This window comes from Neisseria weaveri (assembly GCF_900638685.1).
GTDB lineage: Bacteria > Pseudomonadota > Gammaproteobacteria > Burkholderiales > Neisseriaceae > Neisseria > Neisseria weaveri.
Genome location: NZ_LR134533.1, coordinates 2,057,779 through 2,074,169, shown reverse-complemented (window position 1 = coordinate 2,074,169; position 16,391 = coordinate 2,057,779). Strand labels below are relative to the sequence as shown.

At 47.9% G+C, this 16,391-nt stretch carries 18 protein-coding genes; 12 read left to right on the top strand and 6 right to left on the bottom strand.

Features of this window, described 5'->3' with window-relative positions:
• Positions 1-28: 28 nt before the first annotated feature.
• From hscA to ruvB, 11 genes are all read left to right on the top strand, one after another.
• Positions 29-1,891, top strand: coding sequence for a Fe-S protein assembly chaperone HscA (gene hscA / locus EL309_RS09950; protein ID WP_004284925.1), 1,863 nt, complete (start codon positions 29-31; stop codon positions 1,889-1,891).
• 137 nt (positions 1,892-2,028) lie between these two features.
• Positions 2,029-2,604, top strand: coding sequence for a manganese efflux pump MntP (locus EL309_RS09945; protein ID WP_004286267.1), 576 nt, complete (start codon positions 2,029-2,031; stop codon positions 2,602-2,604).
• A gap of 156 nt (positions 2,605-2,760) precedes the next feature.
• Entirely contained in the window at positions 2,761-3,102 is a 342-nt protein-coding gene (fdx, locus tag EL309_RS09940; protein ID WP_004286265.1) for an ISC system 2Fe-2S type ferredoxin, read from the top strand.
• 106 nt (positions 3,103-3,208) lie between these two features.
• Positions 3,209-3,403, top strand: coding sequence for a Fe-S cluster assembly protein IscX (gene iscX, locus EL309_RS09935; RefSeq protein WP_004284930.1), 195 nt, complete (start codon positions 3,209-3,211; stop codon positions 3,401-3,403).
• A gap of 142 nt (positions 3,404-3,545) precedes the next feature.
• Positions 3,546-3,863: an HLGFF motif protein gene (locus EL309_RS09930; protein WP_004284931.1), complete on the top strand. Its 318-nt coding sequence runs from the start codon at positions 3,546-3,548 to the stop codon at positions 3,861-3,863.
• Complete coding sequence (gene ccoS, locus EL309_RS09925; RefSeq protein ID WP_004284932.1) at positions 3,863-4,057, top strand: cbb3-type cytochrome oxidase assembly protein CcoS; 195 nt, start codon at positions 3,863-3,865, stop codon at positions 4,055-4,057. The genes EL309_RS09930 and ccoS overlap by 1 nt, the downstream gene beginning before the upstream one ends.
• Positions 4,041-5,330 carry an MFS transporter gene (locus EL309_RS09920; RefSeq protein WP_004284933.1) on the top strand — a complete coding sequence of 430 codons (1,290 nt, stop codon included), beginning with the start codon at positions 4,041-4,043 and terminating at the stop codon, positions 5,328-5,330. The genes ccoS and EL309_RS09920 overlap by 17 nt, the downstream gene beginning before the upstream one ends.
• A 108-nt stretch (positions 5,331-5,438) precedes the next feature.
• On the top strand, positions 5,439-6,281 hold the full coding sequence (locus EL309_RS09915) for an SDR family NAD(P)-dependent oxidoreductase (RefSeq protein WP_004284934.1): 843 nt from the start codon (positions 5,439-5,441) through the stop codon (positions 6,279-6,281).
• 94 nt (positions 6,282-6,375) lie between these two features.
• Complete coding sequence (gene prmB, locus EL309_RS09910) at positions 6,376-7,275, top strand: 50S ribosomal protein L3 N(5)-glutamine methyltransferase (RefSeq protein ID WP_004284935.1); 900 nt, start codon at positions 6,376-6,378, stop codon at positions 7,273-7,275.
• A 116-nt stretch (positions 7,276-7,391) separates the two neighbouring features.
• Positions 7,392-7,703 (top strand): hypothetical protein, encoded by a 312-nt coding sequence (locus EL309_RS09905; RefSeq protein ID WP_004284936.1) that lies wholly within the window; start codon positions 7,392-7,394, stop codon positions 7,701-7,703.
• 30 nt (positions 7,704-7,733) lie between these two features.
• The gene (gene ruvB, locus EL309_RS09900; RefSeq protein WP_004284937.1) at positions 7,734-8,768 is read left to right on the top strand and encodes a Holliday junction branch migration DNA helicase RuvB; all 1,035 of its coding nucleotides are present in this window, start codon (positions 7,734-7,736) and stop codon (positions 8,766-8,768) included.
• A 162-nt stretch (positions 8,769-8,930) separates the two neighbouring features.
• Here the strand turns inward: ruvB and EL309_RS09895 are convergent, their stop codons facing one another.
• The 4 genes from EL309_RS09895 to EL309_RS09880 form a co-directional block, all read right to left on the bottom strand.
• Entirely contained in the window at positions 8,931-9,590 is a 660-nt protein-coding gene (locus EL309_RS09895; RefSeq protein WP_004284939.1) for a sigma-E factor negative regulatory protein, read from the bottom strand.
• Positions 9,591-9,594: 4 nt separating this feature from the next.
• Entirely contained in the window at positions 9,595-10,194 is a 600-nt protein-coding gene (gene rpoE, locus EL309_RS09890; protein ID WP_004284940.1) for an RNA polymerase sigma factor RpoE, read from the bottom strand.
• Positions 10,195-10,314: 120 nt separating this feature from the next.
• A complete protein-coding gene (gene tilS, locus EL309_RS09885; protein WP_004284941.1) occupies positions 10,315-11,688 on the bottom strand; it encodes a tRNA lysidine(34) synthetase TilS in 1,374 nt (457 codons plus the stop codon).
• A gap of 156 nt (positions 11,689-11,844) precedes the next feature.
• Entirely contained in the window at positions 11,845-12,804 is a 960-nt protein-coding gene (locus tag EL309_RS09880) for an acetyl-CoA carboxylase carboxyltransferase subunit alpha (protein WP_004284942.1), read from the bottom strand.
• A 389-nt stretch (positions 12,805-13,193) separates the two neighbouring features.
• On the opposite strand from EL309_RS09880, the gene EL309_RS09875 reads away from it, so the two are divergent.
• Entirely contained in the window at positions 13,194-13,598 is a 405-nt protein-coding gene (locus EL309_RS09875) for an RNA-binding S4 domain-containing protein (protein ID WP_036494943.1), read from the top strand.
• A 151-nt stretch (positions 13,599-13,749) separates the two neighbouring features.
• Here the strand turns inward: EL309_RS09875 and clpA are convergent, their stop codons facing one another.
• Positions 13,750-15,990 carry an ATP-dependent Clp protease ATP-binding subunit ClpA gene (gene clpA / locus EL309_RS09870; RefSeq protein ID WP_004284944.1) on the bottom strand — a complete coding sequence of 747 codons (2,241 nt, stop codon included), beginning with the start codon at positions 15,988-15,990 and terminating at the stop codon, positions 13,750-13,752.
• The gene (gene clpS / locus EL309_RS09865; protein WP_004284945.1) at positions 15,991-16,305 is read right to left on the bottom strand and encodes an ATP-dependent Clp protease adapter ClpS; all 315 of its coding nucleotides are present in this window, start codon (positions 16,303-16,305) and stop codon (positions 15,991-15,993) included.
• Positions 16,306-16,391: the final 86 nt, after the last annotated feature.

Sequence of the window (16,391 nt, the reverse complement as noted above, 5' to 3'; positions counted from 1 at the left end):
ATCTCTCCGAAAAAAGGCACAACACACCATGGCATTACTCCAAATTGCAGAACCCGGTTTATCTGCCGTTCCCCACCAGCACCGCTTGGCCGTCGGCATCGACTTAGGCACGACCAACAGTCTTGTTGCCTCCGTCAAAAGCGGCAGCGCCGTCTGTTTGAAAGACGAATCAGATCGGGTAACCCTGCCCTCGGTTGTCCGTTATTGCGAAAGCGAACGTATCGAAGTGGGCCATGATGCGTTAAAAGCACAAAAAATCGATCCCCTAAACACCATCAGCTCCGCCAAGCGCTTAATCGGCAAAACCCTTAACGATGTACAAAAAGAAGCCGCCTATCTGCCTTACCGCTTCGGCAGCAACGAACGGATTATCGAACTGCATACCCGTCAAGGCATTAAAACTCCTATTGAAGTTTCAGCGGAAATTCTGAAAGTTTTGAAACAGCGTGCCGAAGAAAACCTCGGCGGCGAGCTTGTCGGTGCCGTGATCACCGTGCCTGCCTATTTCGACGATGCCCAACGCCAAGCCACCAAAGATGCCGCGCGTTTGGCCGGATTAAACGTTTTGCGCCTGCTCAACGAACCGACCGCCGCCGCGATTGCCTACGGTTTGGACAACCGCTCGGAAGGCACGTTTGTGGTGTACGACCTCGGCGGCGGCACGCTCGACGTATCCGTGTTGCAGCTCACCAAAGGGTTGTTTGAAGTGAAAGCCACCAACGGCAACAGCGCGCTCGGCGGCGACGACTTCGACCACCGCCTGTTCTGCTGGCTGCTGGAGCAAAACAAACTCTCGCAGCTCAACGAGCAAGACAGCCAACTGCTGCTCAGCCTTGCCCGCGCCGCCAAAGAAACCCTCACCACCGACACTAGCGCCACCGTGCAAACCGTGCTTTCAGACGGCCGCACGGTCGATACCGCCATCACCCGCCAAGAATTCCACAACCTCACCCAACATCTGGTGGCCAAAACCATCGAGCCGGTGAAGCAGGCCTTGAAAGACGCGGGTGTGGGCAAGGCCGACGTGAAAGGCGTGATTATGGTGGGCGGCTCCACCCGCATGCTGCACGTTCAGCAAGCCGTGGCTACCTTTTTCGGCCAAACGCCGCTCAATAACCTCAACCCCGACCAAGTGGTCGCACTCGGCGCGGCGATGCAGGCCAATGTGCTGGCGGGCAATAAAAACGAAGACGAATGGCTGCTGCTCGACGTAACGCCCCTGTCGCTCGGCCTCGAAACCTACGGCGGGCTGGCGGAAAAAATCATCCCGCGCAACAGCACCTTGCCCACCGCCCGCGCCCAAGAGTTCACCACCTTTAAAGACGGCCAAACCGCGATGACCATCCATGTGGTGCAAGGCGAACGCGAACTCGTGTCCGACTGCCGCAGCCTCGCCAAATTCACCTTGCGCGGCATTCCGCCGATGGTGGCCGGCGCCGCCCGCATCCGTGTTACCTTCCAAGTGGATGCAGACGGCCTGCTTTCCGTGTCCGCCCGCGAACAATCCACCGGCGTGCAGGCGCAAATCGAAGTGAAACCTTCCTACGGTCTCGACGACGAAACCATCACCAACATGCTGAAAGAGAGCATGTCGAACGCCTCCGACGACATGGCCGCCCGCGCCCGCGCCGAAGCCGTTGTGGAAGCCGAAGGTCTTACCGCCGCCGTAGAAACCGCGTTGGAAATGGATGGCGATTTGCTCAAAGAAACCGAACTCGCCGCCATCCGCGACAGCATCGCCGCTTTGCACAATCTCGTTCAGACAGGCAATGCCGACGAAATCCGCAATGCCGTATCCGCGTTAGGACATGCCACCGACGACTTCGCCGGCCGACGCATGAACCGCAACATCCAACGCGCCCTGGCCGGACAAAATGTAAACGATATTTAAATTTCAGACGGCCTCCCAACTTGAGGCCGTCTGAAAATAACACAATCAATAACACCACCCTAAAGCCGCCAAGCACCTACCCGAACGGCTGAATAAAAAAATAAAGCGTTGCCCGAACAAGGCCGCAAAAGACAACCATGAACCTCTACACCCTAAGCATTCTGGCCTTTGCCATGTCTGTCGACGCCTTTGCCGCCTCGATAGCCAAAGGCGCCGCCTGCAACTGCAATTGCCTGACCTTGCGGCGCGTCGGCCGTACGGCACTGATTTTCGGCGTTATCGAAACCATTACGCCCTTAATCGGCTGGCTGGGCGGCTCGGCAGCCAAACCCTTCATCGCCGAATGGGACCACTGGGTCGCCTTTATCCTGCTGCTGGGTTTGGGCGGCAAAATGATTTACGGCACTTTATCCGACCAAGAAGAAAGCGGCGAAAACACAGGGAAAAACGGTTTCCTGCTCACCGTCATTACCGCCATCGCCACCAGCATCGATTCCATGATTGTCGGCGTCGGCCTCGCCTTTGTCGAAGTCAACATCTGGCTGGCGGCCTTTATGATCGGCACCACCACCACATTAATGTCCGCCACCGGCATGGTTTTGGGTCGTTCGTTTGGCAAAGCCGTGGGCAAACGCGCCGAAGTGTTGGGCGGCATCGTGCTGATCGTGATCGGCTCGTCGATTCTGATCGAACATTTGGAACTGCTTGCCTGAAAAAACCAAACCGTTTACCCAACCGAACAAGCGGCGGAAATCTCAAGCAGCGCTTACCGCCCCATTTAAAACATTAATAGCAAACCGGCAGCAGCACCTGCCGTATCGGGTAAAATAGCGCCCGACCATAACTTCATTTCATTTAAGAGAACACACATGCCGAAAGTAACCATACTGCCACACGCCGAACTCTGCCCCGAAGGCAAAATCATCGACAACGCCCCCGAAGGCCAAACCATCTGCGATTTGCTGCTCGACAACGACATCGAAATCGACCATGCCTGCGAAAAATCCTGCGCCTGCACCACCTGCCATGTGATCGTGCGCCAAGGTTTCGACAGCTTGGAAGAGCCGTCTGAAATCGAAGAAGACCTGCTCGACCAAGCATGGGGCTTGGAAGCAGAATCCCGCTTGAGCTGCCAGGCTAAAGTCGCCGATGAAGATTTGGTGGTGGAAATTCCCAAATACACCATCAACCATGCGCGCGAGCATCATTAATCGCAGAGGCCGTCTGAACAATTATTTTCAGACGGCCTGAAGCCTTAACGGAACCTATACCGTTTTCCGATGGGTTCCGTCTCAAAAATCACAAAGGAGTACACCGATGAAATGGACCGACACCCAACGCATTGCCGAAGAACTCTACGACACCCACGGCGATATCGACCCGAAAACCATCCGCTTCACCCACTTGCGCGAGCTGATTCTCGCCCTGCCCGATTTTGACGACGACCCTGCCCGTTGCGGCGAAAAAATCCTCGAAGCCGTGCAGCAGGCTTGGATTGACGAAGCGGAATAAGCCGATGCTTTCAAGGCCGTCTGAAAAACACACCCGGCTTAAGCCCAAACGGTTTTCAGACGGCCTCTGCTTTCAAATATTTGATTTTCACTCAAACCGCAAACTGCTACAGTATTCCTGTTTTTACTTCTCCCATTAAAAAATGCATTATTTCAGTATCCACACCTTAGCAGGCGAACATCTCGGTTTTTTGGTGATGATGGCCGACAACGAACATGAAAATCCGCCCGGAAGCGGATATTTGACCGTCAAACTGCAAAGCGAACAAGCTCCGAAAGACGAGGCAGCCGCCCAAGCCGTCCATGCTTGTGAAACCGTTGATTCTCCGTTAACTTGGCTGCTGGAAAAAAACGGCATCGCCCTATACGGCGGCACAGAGCCGATCGGCCGCATCCGCAACGAATACCTGACCCTGCACGGGCAAACTCTTGTATTAAACGATCTGACAGGAATGATGTAATGGAAAGCGTATTTATCCTGATCCCCATCAGTATTATTCTGGCTTTTATCATTGCTTATTTTTTCTGGTGGTCCGGTAAAAGCGGTCAATTTGATGACCTGGAAGGCCCCGCACACCGGATTTTGATGGATGACGATTCGACCGACCGTACACCGTCTCAAGAAAAAGATACCGCCGATGAATTTAAAAAGTAATTTGGGCTTTGCGGCAGAAAAACGCTTTTCCGCTTTGTTTGCCACCCAGTTTCTCGGCGCATTCAACGATAATATCTTTAAAACCGCGCTGTTCGTGATGATCAGCTTTTACGGTTTGGGAAACAATGATTGGCTGCCTGCCGGCCAAATGCTGAATCTCGGTGCCCTACTGTTTATTCTGCCTTATTTCCTGTTTTCAGCCTTGTCCGGCCAATTGAGTACCAAATTCAATAAAGCCTGCTTAGCCCGTGTAGTCAAACTGCTGGAAATCGTGGTAATGAGTGTGGCAGCTTACGGCTTTTATATCCAATCCGCGCCGCTGCTGCTGTTTTGCCTGTTTTGCATGGGTACGCAATCCACCCTGTTCGGCCCCCTTAAATACGCCGTTCTGCCCGACTATCTTAATGACAGAGAATTAATCATGGGCAACAGTCTGATTGAGTCGGCAACATTTATCGCTATCCTGCTCGGCCAGATTCTCGGTACCGGCATGGCAGGCCTGCCTCCGCATTGGGTCGGTGTCATTGTTGTTTCCATTGCCGTTTCCGGCACCGTTGCCAGCCTGTTTATGCCATCGGTTGCCGCCAAAGAACCCGACATGCGGATACAGGCAAATATAGTCAAAAACACCAAAGATTTACTAAAACAAACCTTTGCCCAACGCGAACTCTACACAGCCGTTATCGGTATATCATGGTTTTGGCTTGTCGGCTCGGTTTACACCACCCAACTGCCGACTTTCACCCAAATCCATTTGGGCGGCAACGATAATGTATTCAACCTGATGCTGGCTTTATTTTCCATAGGCATTGCCATCGGCTCTATCTTGTGTGCCAAAATCAGCAAGCAACATTTAAACCTCAAATTGGTAAGCGTCGGCACAATAGGGCTGACCGTATGCGGTTTGATATTGGTGTGGCTGACTCACGGGGAACGCTTCACCCAACTGCAAGGGATCGTGTGGTTTTTATCCCAAGCCAAAGCATATCCTGTCATCCTGACCATGACCGCCATCGGCTTTTTCGGCGGCTTTTTCTCCGTACCGCTTTATACTTGGCTGCAAACTGCCAGCAGCGATGTTTTCCGTGCCCATGCCATTGCCGCCAACAATATTGTCAACGGCTTGTTTATGGTTACAGCCGCCCTAATCAGCGCCTTGCTGCTGTTTTTATTTGACAGCATTACCCTGCTGTATTTATTTGTGGCTTTAGGCAATATTCCGCTCATGCTGTATTTATGGAAACTCGAGCCGCGATTTATTAAATCGCGTTGAAGATAACGAGGCCGCCTGAATTTCAGACGGCCTTTTTCAGTCTATACCCTCTTCCGATACAGCCGAATTGGCTATAATGCTGCCATTATTCCGACCAATGCTAAAAATATGAAAACCATCTTAATCACCGGCTGTTCAACCGGTATCGGCTATGATACGGCCAAACAGCTGCACGCTATGGGCTGGCGCGTATTTGCCGGCTGCCGCCGCCCCGAAGACGTAGAACGCCTGAAACACGAAGGCTTAGCCGACGCCTTGAAACTGGACGTTACCGACAGCGGCAATATCCGCCAAGTATTTCAATACATTGCCGAAACCACCGGCGGTCATTTAGACGCCCTATTCTGCAACGCCGGCTACGGGCAGGCCGGTGCGGTTGAAGATATTTCCCGACACGCCTTGCGCGAGCAATTTGAAACCAATGTTTTCGGGGCATGGGAATGTATCAGCGAAGCCATGCGCCTGTTCCGCCGGCAAGGACACGGGCGGATTTTGGTCAACAGCAGCATTCTAGGCTTTGCCGCCATGCCTTGGCGCGGTGCATACAACAGCAGTAAATTCGCACTCGAAGGTATGTGCGACACCTTAAGGCACGAAGTGGCAGGCAGCAATATTTTTGTCAGCCTGATTGAGCCCGGCCCGATTGCCACCCGATTCCGTCCCAACGCCTTGATTAAATTCAAGCAACATATCGACATCGAAAACAGCGTCCATCAAGCAGCCTACCAAGCCCAACTCAACCGCTTGGAAGCCGAAGGCTCGGTAGCACCGTTTACCATGTCCTCTCCCGATTGCGCTGCAGTATGCGTTAAAGCATTAACCGCCGGCAAACCCAAAGCGCGCTATTTGGTTACATTTCCGACTATTCTGTTTTGGTATCTCAAGCGTATACTGCCAACTTTCCTGCTTGACCGCTTACAACGCGGCGCAGTCAAAGGACAAGGAAAATAAAATACCCAAAGGCCGTCTGAATTTTCAGACGGCCTCAAACATTCCATACCATAATCCGCTATAATTCCCACTTTATCTATCAAAGCAACACATCATGTTTACAGAAGCCGTACAACAACTGACCACCGTCCGCGACATCCTGCGCTTTGCCGTCAGCCGTTTTAACGAAGCCGGACTGTTTTTCGGCCACGGAACCGACAACGCACACGATGAAGCAGCCTATCTGATCCTGCACACGCTAAACCTGCCCTTAGACAGTTTGGAACCCTATCTCGACGCCAAACTGCTAAACGCTGAAAAAGAAAACCTGCTCGGCCTGATCGAGCGTCGCGTTAACGAGCGGCTGCCCGTTGCCTACCTGACCAATCAAGCTTGGCAAGGCGAATTCGACTTTTATGTCGACGAAAGAGTCATTGTGCCTCGTTCATTCATTTACGAGCTGCTCGGCGACACCATCCGCCCGTGGATCGAATACGATGAGTTGGTGCACCGAGCCTTAGATTTATGCACCGGCAGCGGCTGTCTGGCCATTCAAATGGCACACCACTACCCTGCCGCAGAAATTGATGCCGTCGATTTAAGTTTGGACGCCCTGGAAGTTGCCGCCATCAATATCGAAGACTATGGTTTGGAAGACCGAATCAATCTGATTCACACCGATTTATTCGAAGGTTTGGAAGGCACATACGACCTGATTGTTTCCAATCCTCCCTATGTTGATGCGGAATCGGTCGAAGCCCTGCCGGAAGAATACCTGCACGAACCCGAACTGGCTTTGGGCAGCGGCGAAGACGGCTTGGATGCCACAAGGCAAATCCTGCTGTATGCCGCCAAATACCTTAATCCCAAAGGCGTACTACTGGTGGAAATCGGCCACAACCGCGATGTTCTCGAAGCTGCCTATCCTGAACTGCCGTTCACTTGGTTGGAAACCAGCGGCGGAGACGGATTTGTCTTTCTGTTAACCAGAGAACAATTGTTAGGCGAAGAATAAACTGCCGAAATAAAATATCAGGCCGTCTGAAAAAATCTCCAGACGGCCTTTCTTAACCCACACCGGCAATCATATTGACTATAATAGCCACCACAAGATTATTTTCAGGCAACACGATGCACACAGCGCTATTAACCTTAAAAATCAGCAATCCCGACTATCAAAATCTCATTACCAAACACAGCTCCGGCTTCAGCAAAGCCGAACACCAGTTGTTGGCAGAAATCCTATCGGGATTTGATTTTGACGTTGTACAGGCTCAAGCCTTAGCTCAAGCCGTTATCCAGCAGGCCAGATTCGATCCGAATGCACAACATATCGAAGAATATGATGACGAAGACGTTACCGGTATTTGCGCACACTGCCTGAACCCGCCCGTACCGCCGTTGCGCGATTACCTGATGTGGCGAGAAAAAACCGCCCTATGAATTTCGTCCGACACAAAATGAGCCCCAATCATGCTGCAAACCGATAATCTGACTGCAAACCCGTCCCAACGCATCATTACCGCACAAAAAATCTCCAGCCAAGAAGAATTGCTGGAGCGCGCATTGCGGCCCAAAACCTTAGAAGACTATATCGGACAAAAAAAAGCCAAAGAACAACTGGCCATCTTTATCGAAGCAGCCAAGAAACGCGGCGAGGCTTTAGACCATACTTTATTATTCGGCCCGCCCGGACTAGGCAAAACCACTTTGGCACACATTATTTCAAAAGAATTGGGAGTTAACCTGCGCCAAACCAGCGGTCCCGTCTTGGAGCGCGCAGGCGATTTGGCCGCACTGCTGACCAATCTCGAACCACACGACGTACTGTTTATCGACGAAATTCACCGGCTCAGCCCGGTTGTTGAAGAAATTCTCTATCCCGCACTTGAAGACTACCAGCTCGACATTATGATTGGCGAAGGCCCGGCCGCACGTTCGGTTAAAATCGATCTTCCCCCCTTTACCCTAATCGGTGCCACCACCCGGGCAGGCATGCTGACCAACCCGTTACGCGACCGCTTCGGCATTGTAGCCCGCTTGGAGTTTTACGAAAATCAAGACCTTTCCACTATCGTAAAACGCTCCGCCCAATTACTGCAGCTCAATATGGAAACAGAAGGCGCTATGGAAATCGCCAAACGCAGTCGAGGAACCCCCAGAATAGCTAACCGTTTACTCCGCAGGGTGCGCGATTATGCCGAAGTCAAAAACAGCGGCATCATTAATGCCCAGATAGCAGACTCAGCCTTAAGCATGTTGGATGTCGATGCAGCAGGCCTGGATTTAATGGACAGAAAATTCTTGGAAGCGATTCTATATAAATTCAGCGGCGGGCCCGTCGGCCTCGAAAATATCGCAGCAGCTATCGGAGAGTCTACCGACACCATTGAAGATGTCATCGAACCCTACCTTATTCAGCAAGGCTTCCTCCAACGCACTCCACGGGGGCGGACGGCCACGGAAATATGCTATAACCATTTCGGCTTGAAAAACCAACCTGAATAACTATAAAAAACAAACTTGGTAACACACCAGAAACAAAGATTCTACTGAAGCAAGCCCAACCTAATCTTTTATCCAAAAAAACGAGCTTAAAATATTAAGACGGCCTCCGATAATTTCATTACCGGAGGCCGTCTGTTTTATTCAAATCTACTGAAATGTAAATTACATCGCACTGCTAGCAGCTTTAACTTCCAATTCTTCCTGTTCAACCTTCAGAGGCTCAACATGAACCACATCTCTGCTTTCAGCATCTTTCGCATCTGTAATTTGAGCAACAGCACTAGGCACAACATATTGTTGCTGTTCTTGTGGGTTATTTTTATTGGGGTACTGAACCATACCTGTATCAACCACTACATCTGTCGCCAACTGCTGAGATTCGCTCGGTAAAATACCTTTATTATGGTATTCCGTCTCAGTAGCCACAACTTCCTGCGAAGCAGATAAACCGGGAACCCACAATTGCCAAGCCACAACTGTAATGGCAACTATACTGGCCACCATCGCAAAAAAATTAAATGCTCTTTTATTTGCGTACCCCGATTCAGAGTTTGCTAGTGAATCCGAAACATCCTCTGCCTGGCTCTCATCATTACTTACTTCATCAGAGAACCATTCTCCTGCAGTAAACGGTTGTTGATTTAAAAGCTGACTGCGGTATTCCAAGCAATCTTTTTTCTGCAAACAATCACGAATTAAATGATATTCTCTCCATCTTTGCTGTGCATCTTCATCTGCCAGCAATCGATCAAGTATGTCTTCAGACAATTCTCCATCCATTGCGGCAGACACATATTCAAAATCTTCATCTTTCGTATTCATAACTTTACCACCTTCGGTCTTCCGAGGTATCCAATAATGGCCTCAACTCTTGGGCAATAGCTTCCCTAGCTCTGAAGATTCTGGAGCGAACCGTACCGATGGGGCAATCCATAATCTGAGCAATTTCTTCATAAGACAAACCTTCCATTTCCCTGAATATAATTGTTTTTTTCAAATCTTCCGGCAGCTTGGCGACTGCTTCGTCTACTGTTTGTAATATTTCGCGGTTAATCATTTCCGCTTCCGGGGTATGATTATCTGACAGCTGATCTGCCAAACTTAAAATATCCCCGTCTTCGTTGGCAACATCTGAGCTAATAAAGGGTCTTTTTCCTGAATTAGCCAAAAAATTCTTAGCCGTATTCATACCGATGCGGTACAGCCATGTATAAAACGCACTCTCGCCACGAAAACTAGGCAAGGCTCTGTAAGCTTTGATTAACGTATCTTGAGCAATGTCGTTAACTTCATGCTCATCTTTGATAAAACGTGCCAACAGGCGTATTAGCCTATGTTGATACTTCGCAACTAACAGTTCAAATGCTTTTTTTTCACCTTTTTGAGCACGCTCTACCAATGCCTGATCGATTTTACGATCGTTCATGTGCAACCTTTAATTTATCTAAACAACAATAAAAAACTCAAACGATAAAGCGAGCCAATAAAAAATTGGACGGTAAACAGTTTCTGATTTCGATGGGATCAAGCACATCATACTATCTACCTAATAGACGCCAAACTTTGATTTTGGTTCCACGATAAACTGGTTAAGGCTCTCAAATACAGGTAAAAAACCATTGTCCACCGCATGACTGTGATCAACAGCGATGTTCGCCACCGCGATACACCTGTCATTTTCGTCCACCAATACAGGCCACTTATGTCTGATAAATGGTGGTACTTTGCGTTCTTTCAGGATTTTTACAATATTTTTACGACAAACGGTTAAATTTAATGAATCAACGGAATTGACAGCACGAATAGACTTAATACGCTTTATTCCTTCCCGACTCAAACCCAATTTACTCACACTTAAAACAAACCCATAATCTTGCATAAGATTTTGTCTTGTCTTATCAAAATGCAATGGGCAGCTTAACCATCTGTACTCACTTTGCCAACCATTTCTTAAAATAAATAACCGGTTAGCATACGCATAAATCTCACCCTCAGGCAGCTTCCAAAGAGCCGAACAGTTACCTATCTCACTCAAAACACGCGAAAAATCAGCAACACTATCACCCCTACAATATCCCAAAGCACACTGTTTCACAAAAAACTTTAACTGTTGTTTTTTTCGCAACTCACTCAATTTACGCCAACGAACGACGTCAAAAAAACCTGGTTGCATAATATACTTAAAGTCTTCCTGAATGACTTCATCCAACAAAGCCAATTCATTCTGTAAAGCAGAAACACTGTGCAAAATATGCTGCTTGATAAAAGGCACCCTGTCATGCAATACCGGCATCAATTGGTGGCGCACCCAGTTTCGCAAATAAGTGCTATCACCATTACTCGGATCTTCAACATAGTTCAGTGAGCATTCTGCTGCATAAGATTCAAGTTCTGATCTCGATACATCCAACAACGGGCGCCATGCAACCAAGTGTTCGGTAAGCTTTCTCCATTTAGGCATAGCGGATAATGCACGCGTGCCTCCACCTCGCAATGCCGCCAAGATAAAGGTTTCCACCTGATCATCGCGGTGATGTGCCATAGCTAAAACTTTTGCGCTACTGTGCCCAAAAACCCGGTAACGCTCACGACGGGCAGCCGCTTCAACTCCTAAACCATCCTTAGAAACTGTTACCTTTTCTACTCTTAGTGGAACATCAAATTTTCCGCATAGCTTTTTGCAAAAATCTACCCACTCATCAGCACAATGCTGCAAACCGTGATTTATATGCACAGCATATAACTTAAATCCCAACTCTTCTTTTAAGCAAGACAAAATATGCAGCAACACCACCGAGTCGACCCCGCCGCTCAATGCCACTTCTATACTTGCATATTTGATATCGGCAGCTAAAAACTCCTGCCTTACCGTATCAAGCAAGCATTTAACCGATTCAGGAAGGATATCTACGTTTACCATAATATTACAATTTCATTACATTTATATACAAATATATAATAAAAATAATATGACTTAACTCAATATTCGTATCAAATTTTACACATATATTCAGAAGGCCGTCTGAAAATAAAACAAGCAGGCTTTAAGCCTGCTTGTAAACATCGTTTCAAATCATTATTTTTCTGCAAATTTTCCATAAGCCATAATACGGTCAAAGCGACGCGTCAACAAATCCGGCATTGGAATATCTTGAGCCATACGCAATTGCTCTGCCAACACTTCTTTAACCCGTCTGGCCATTTCTTCATGATTTCTATGTGCACCGCCCATAGGTTCTTCAATCACCCGATCAATCAAATTCAATTTGGCCAAACGGTCTGCGGTAATACCTAAAGCTTGTGCAGCATCGGCCGCTTTTTCTGCCGTCTTCCACAAAATAGACGCACAGCCTTCAGGCGAGATTACCGAATAAGTGGAATATTGCAGCATATTCACATAATCACCAACAGCAATCGCCAATGCACCACCTGAACCGCCTTCACCGATAATGGTACAAATAACGGGCACTCGCAATTTGGTCAGCTCATATAAGTTTTTGCCAATAGCTTCGGATTGGTTGCGCTCTTCCGCACCGATGCCGGGATAAGCTCCCGGGGTGTCTACAAAGGTAAAAACCGGAAGATGGAATTTCTCCGCCATCTGCATCAAACGTAATGCCTTACGATAACCTTCAGGGCGCGGCATACCGAAATTGCGACGGATTTTTTCTTTGGTGTCCCGGCCTTTTTGATGACCGATAACCACTACGCTTTGTCCGTTAAAACGCGCCAAACCACCGACGATTGCATGATCGTCTGCAAAATGTCTGTCGCCGTGCAACTCTTCGAAATCGGTAAAAATTGCTTTGATATAGTCAAAAGTATAAGGACGTTGCGGATGCCGGGAAACTTGCGATACTTGCGCAGGCGTCAATTTATTGAAAATCGACTTGGTCAAATCGGCACTTTTACGTTGCAAACGGGTAATCTCATCTGAAATATCCACAGCCGATTCACCCTGCATAAAACGCAGTTCTTCAATTTTTTTAATTAATTCGGCAATGGGTTGTTCAAAATCCAAGAAAACAGGTTTCATATAGCTGATGCTCTCATCAATGGTATTCCAGCGTTATCATACGCTAAGAAAGACGCTTTAGCAGCACTTTAATCACTGCTTATTTAAAATTAAATGCTTTTTTTAGACATCCTTGCAGCATATTGTCACACTGATTAGCGTTCAGGCCGTTTGAAATTCAAACAAATAATAACAGGTATTTTCATTTAGTATAAAAACACTAAAACGATAATTTTACCTTACAATAAGCCCGAACAGCAATCTGTTGGGTTTCTACATACCCGCTGCTGCCCAGATTATTTTTTCTGTCAGGCTGTGGTCATAAAGTTAAACTGGGCATATTTCCGGCAATATCAAACTCGGTTATCATCCCAACTATTTTCATCATCCGACAACACCGGCTTCAGTTTATGAAACAACACAATGACCACTCATCATCTATGCGCTTAGACAAATGGCTGTGGGCAGCACGCTTTTTCAAAACCCGTGCTTTAGCGCAAAAGCACATCGAGCTTGGACGGGTTATGGTTAACGGAGCCAAAGTCAAAAACAGCAAAAATATCAGCGTAGGCGACACCATCGACTTAACCCTAAACTCACTTCCCTACAAGATATCTGTAAAAGCACTCAACCATCAACGCCGCCCAGCCCCGGAAGCACGACTGCTATATGAAGAAGATATGAAAACAGCCGAATTACGCGAACAGCAAAAGCTGCTGGATCAGGCTTCTAGAGTCAGTGCTGCTTATCCTGACGGTCGTCCAACCAAGCGCGACCGCCGTCAAATCGAAAAATTGAAAAGGGGAGACTGGTAAGCACCGGTTAGAAAGCTGTAGTAACCGACAATACAGACCGGCAGCAAATTAAGCCAATATATTAATAAACAATATTTTCTACTTAAGCACGAGGCCGTCTGAAAATCTCAGACGGCCTCAATCACACAGCGACGTTTATAGAATAAATGGCTTATTGAAACACCAACACCGTTTTTTCATCAGCACTATTCCAATCCACCAATACTTTACCGCCTTCCGACAATCTACCGAATAACAACTCATCGGCCAATGCCTTACGGATTTTATCCTGAATCAACCGGCCCATCGGACGAGCACCCATATTTGGGTCAAAGCCTTTATCGGCCAAATATTCTCTAAGCGCAGGAGAAAATTCGATTTCCACTTTTTTATCTTGCAGCTGCTGCTCCAGCTGTAACAAAAATTTATCAACCACTCGGGCAATAATCTCTTTATCCAACGACGCAAACGGCACAATTGCATCCAAGCGGTTGCGGAATTCAGGCGTAAACAGCTTGTTGATTGCCACCATTTCATCGCCGCGCTCACGCTTCGAAGTAAAACCAACAGTCGGTCTGCTCAAACCTTCAGCGCCGGCATTGGTTGTCATGATAATAATCACATTGCGGAAATCGGCACTTTTACCGGTGTTATCGGTTAGCTTTCCATGATCCATCACTTGAAGCAGAATATTGAAAATATCCGGATGCGCTTTTTCGATCTCGTCCAACAGCAATACACAAAACGGCTGTTTATTGATGGCTTCAGTCAGCAAACCGCCTTGCTCGAATCCGACATATCCCGGCGGCGAGCCAATCAAACGGGATACGGCATGCCGCTCCATATATTCTGACATATCAAAACGTTGCAAAGGCACGCCCAACGAATAAGCAAGCTGTTTCGCCACTTCGGTTTTGCCGACACCGGTCGGCCCTGAAAACAGGAAACTCCCGATAGGTTTATTCGGCTGCCCCAATCCTGATCGGGACATTTTCACCGCATCAACTAAAACTTCGATGGCCTTATCCTGACCGAACACCATATTTTTCAGATCACGGCTCAAATATTTCAGCACTTCCTTATCATCATGCGAAACATTTTTTTCCGGAATACGTGCAGTTTTAGCTACCACAGCTTCAATCTGAGCCTTACCTATCACTTTCTTCTGCTTAGATTTCGCCATAATACGCTGTGCTGCTCCGGCTTCATCCATCACATCAATCGCCTTGTCAGGCAAAAAGCGATCATTGATATATCGTGCCGACAATTCGGCAGCAGCCTCAACCGCACCTTGCGTATATTTAACCTGATGAAACGCTTCAAAAGCCGGTTTTAAGCCGCGCAAAATCTGCACGGTTTCCGCAACAGAAGGCTCAACAATATCGATTTTTTGAAAACGCCTGCTGAGTGCGTGATCCTTATCGAAAATCGTACGGTATTCGTCATAAGTTGTCGCTCCGATACAGCGCAACTGCCCCTTAGCCAATGCCGGCTTCAATAAATTAGAGGCATCCATCGTCCCGCCGGAAACACTACCTGCTCCGATAATCGTATGAATTTCATCGATAAACAAGATAGCGTGTTCAACTTGCGAAATTTGTTTTAATACCGCTTTGACCCTGGCTTCAAAATCACCCCGATATTTTGTACCGGCCACCAACGCGCCCATATCCAAAGCAAAAACCGTAGCGTTTAATAAAATTTCAGGAGCCTGTTTATGCACGATTTGATATGCCAAACCTTCCGCCAATGCCGTTTTCCCAACCCCGGCCTCACCGACTAACAGCGGATTATTTTTGCGCCTTCTGCACAATACCTGAACTAACCGCTCCATTTCATGCTTCCGTCCGATGAGCGGATCAATACGGCCGGCCTCAACTTCTGCATTTAAATTGACTGTGTAATTGCTTAAGGCATCTTTTTTATCGGAAGCCGTCTTTTCTTCATCAGCATGTTCATCGACAGACGAAGACTCATCAAAGCCACCGTAAGCAATGCTGCGCAAAACCTCGAAACGGTTAACCGACTGCAGCTGAAGAAAGTAAACGGCATGGCTCTCGGTCTCGCTCATCAACGCCACTAAAACATCCAAAGGCAATACTTCTTCTTTCCCTGCCGACTGCGCATGTACCATCGCCCGTTGAATAACCCGTTGGAAACCGATTGTCGGCTGGGTTTCCACCCTATCCAACATATGTTCGGGTACCACAGGCGTATTATCTGCCACACTTTCATGCAGTTGGCGTTCCAGAATATTCAAGTCCGCGCCGCAACGTTGCAATACTCCGGCAACATTCTCATCTTCCTGAATCAGCGTCATCAATAATTGTTCGAGACCGATAAACTCATAATTCTGGGTTTTCGCCTCCGCATACAATAATTGCAGAATCCGCTCCAACTGAGCCGAAATCATTTACATCTCCTCTAAGATACACTGCAAAGGATGCCCTTCCTGCCGCGCCCTATCCAGAACTTTCTGCTGCTTGCTTTGTGCGACATCCCTACTGTACACACCGCACAAACCCTTACCTTCGTGATGCACCAACAACATAATGGCATGAGCTTTTTCTTCCGCGAGCAAAAAAATTTCCGTCAACACTCCGACCACAAAATCCATTGTCGTGTAATCGTCATTCAACAAAAACACACCGTATTTTCTCGGTGGCGACAAATGCTTGCGCTCTGCCAAGCCTATGCCGGATTCACGTCCCGTTTGTTCTTTGCTCATAATTTTTGGTCTTTAAAAGTGGTTTTCAAATAAGATTATGTTGTATTTTTTATTATTTTAATAAATTTTGACCTTTTTCCCAAACA

Bases quoted from the DNA above. Each gene is read 5' to 3' on its own strand.
- EL309_RS09895 (WP_004284939.1), bottom strand. From the start codon at position 9,590: ATGAATACGAAAGATGAAGATTTTGAATATGTGTCTGCCGCAATGGAT.
- rpoE (WP_004284940.1), bottom strand. From the start codon at position 10,194: ATGAACGATCGTAAAATCGATCAGGCATTGGTAGAGCGTGCTCAAAAA.
- EL309_RS09930 (WP_004284931.1), top strand. From the start codon at position 3,546: ATGCATTATTTCAGTATCCACACCTTAGCAGGCGAACATCTCGGTTTT.
- EL309_RS09915 (WP_004284934.1), top strand. From the start codon at position 5,439: ATGAAAACCATCTTAATCACCGGCTGTTCAACCGGTATCGGCTATGAT.
- EL309_RS09875 (WP_036494943.1), top strand. From the start codon at position 13,194: ATGAAACAACACAATGACCACTCATCATCTATGCGCTTAGACAAATGG.
- iscX (WP_004284930.1), top strand. From the start codon at position 3,209: ATGAAATGGACCGACACCCAACGCATTGCCGAAGAACTCTACGACACC.
- EL309_RS09920 (WP_004284933.1), top strand. From the start codon at position 4,041: ATGAATTTAAAAAGTAATTTGGGCTTTGCGGCAGAAAAACGCTTTTCC.
- ruvB (WP_004284937.1), top strand. From the start codon at position 7,734: ATGCTGCAAACCGATAATCTGACTGCAAACCCGTCCCAACGCATCATT.
- fdx (WP_004286265.1), top strand. From the start codon at position 2,761: ATGCCGAAAGTAACCATACTGCCACACGCCGAACTCTGCCCCGAAGGC.
- tilS (WP_004284941.1), bottom strand. From the start codon at position 11,688: ATGGTAAACGTAGATATCCTTCCTGAATCGGTTAAATGCTTGCTTGAT.
- clpS (WP_004284945.1), bottom strand. From the start codon at position 16,305: ATGAGCAAAGAACAAACGGGACGTGAATCCGGCATAGGCTTGGCAGAG.
- hscA (WP_004284925.1), top strand. From the start codon at position 29: ATGGCATTACTCCAAATTGCAGAACCCGGTTTATCTGCCGTTCCCCAC.
- ccoS (WP_004284932.1), top strand. From the start codon at position 3,863: ATGGAAAGCGTATTTATCCTGATCCCCATCAGTATTATTCTGGCTTTT.
- clpA (WP_004284944.1), bottom strand. From the start codon at position 15,990: ATGATTTCGGCTCAGTTGGAGCGGATTCTGCAATTATTGTATGCGGAG.
- prmB (WP_004284935.1), top strand. From the start codon at position 6,376: ATGTTTACAGAAGCCGTACAACAACTGACCACCGTCCGCGACATCCTG.
- EL309_RS09905 (WP_004284936.1), top strand. From the start codon at position 7,392: ATGCACACAGCGCTATTAACCTTAAAAATCAGCAATCCCGACTATCAA.
- EL309_RS09880 (WP_004284942.1), bottom strand. From the start codon at position 12,804: ATGAAACCTGTTTTCTTGGATTTTGAACAACCCATTGCCGAATTAATT.
- EL309_RS09945 (WP_004286267.1), top strand. From the start codon at position 2,029: ATGAACCTCTACACCCTAAGCATTCTGGCCTTTGCCATGTCTGTCGAC.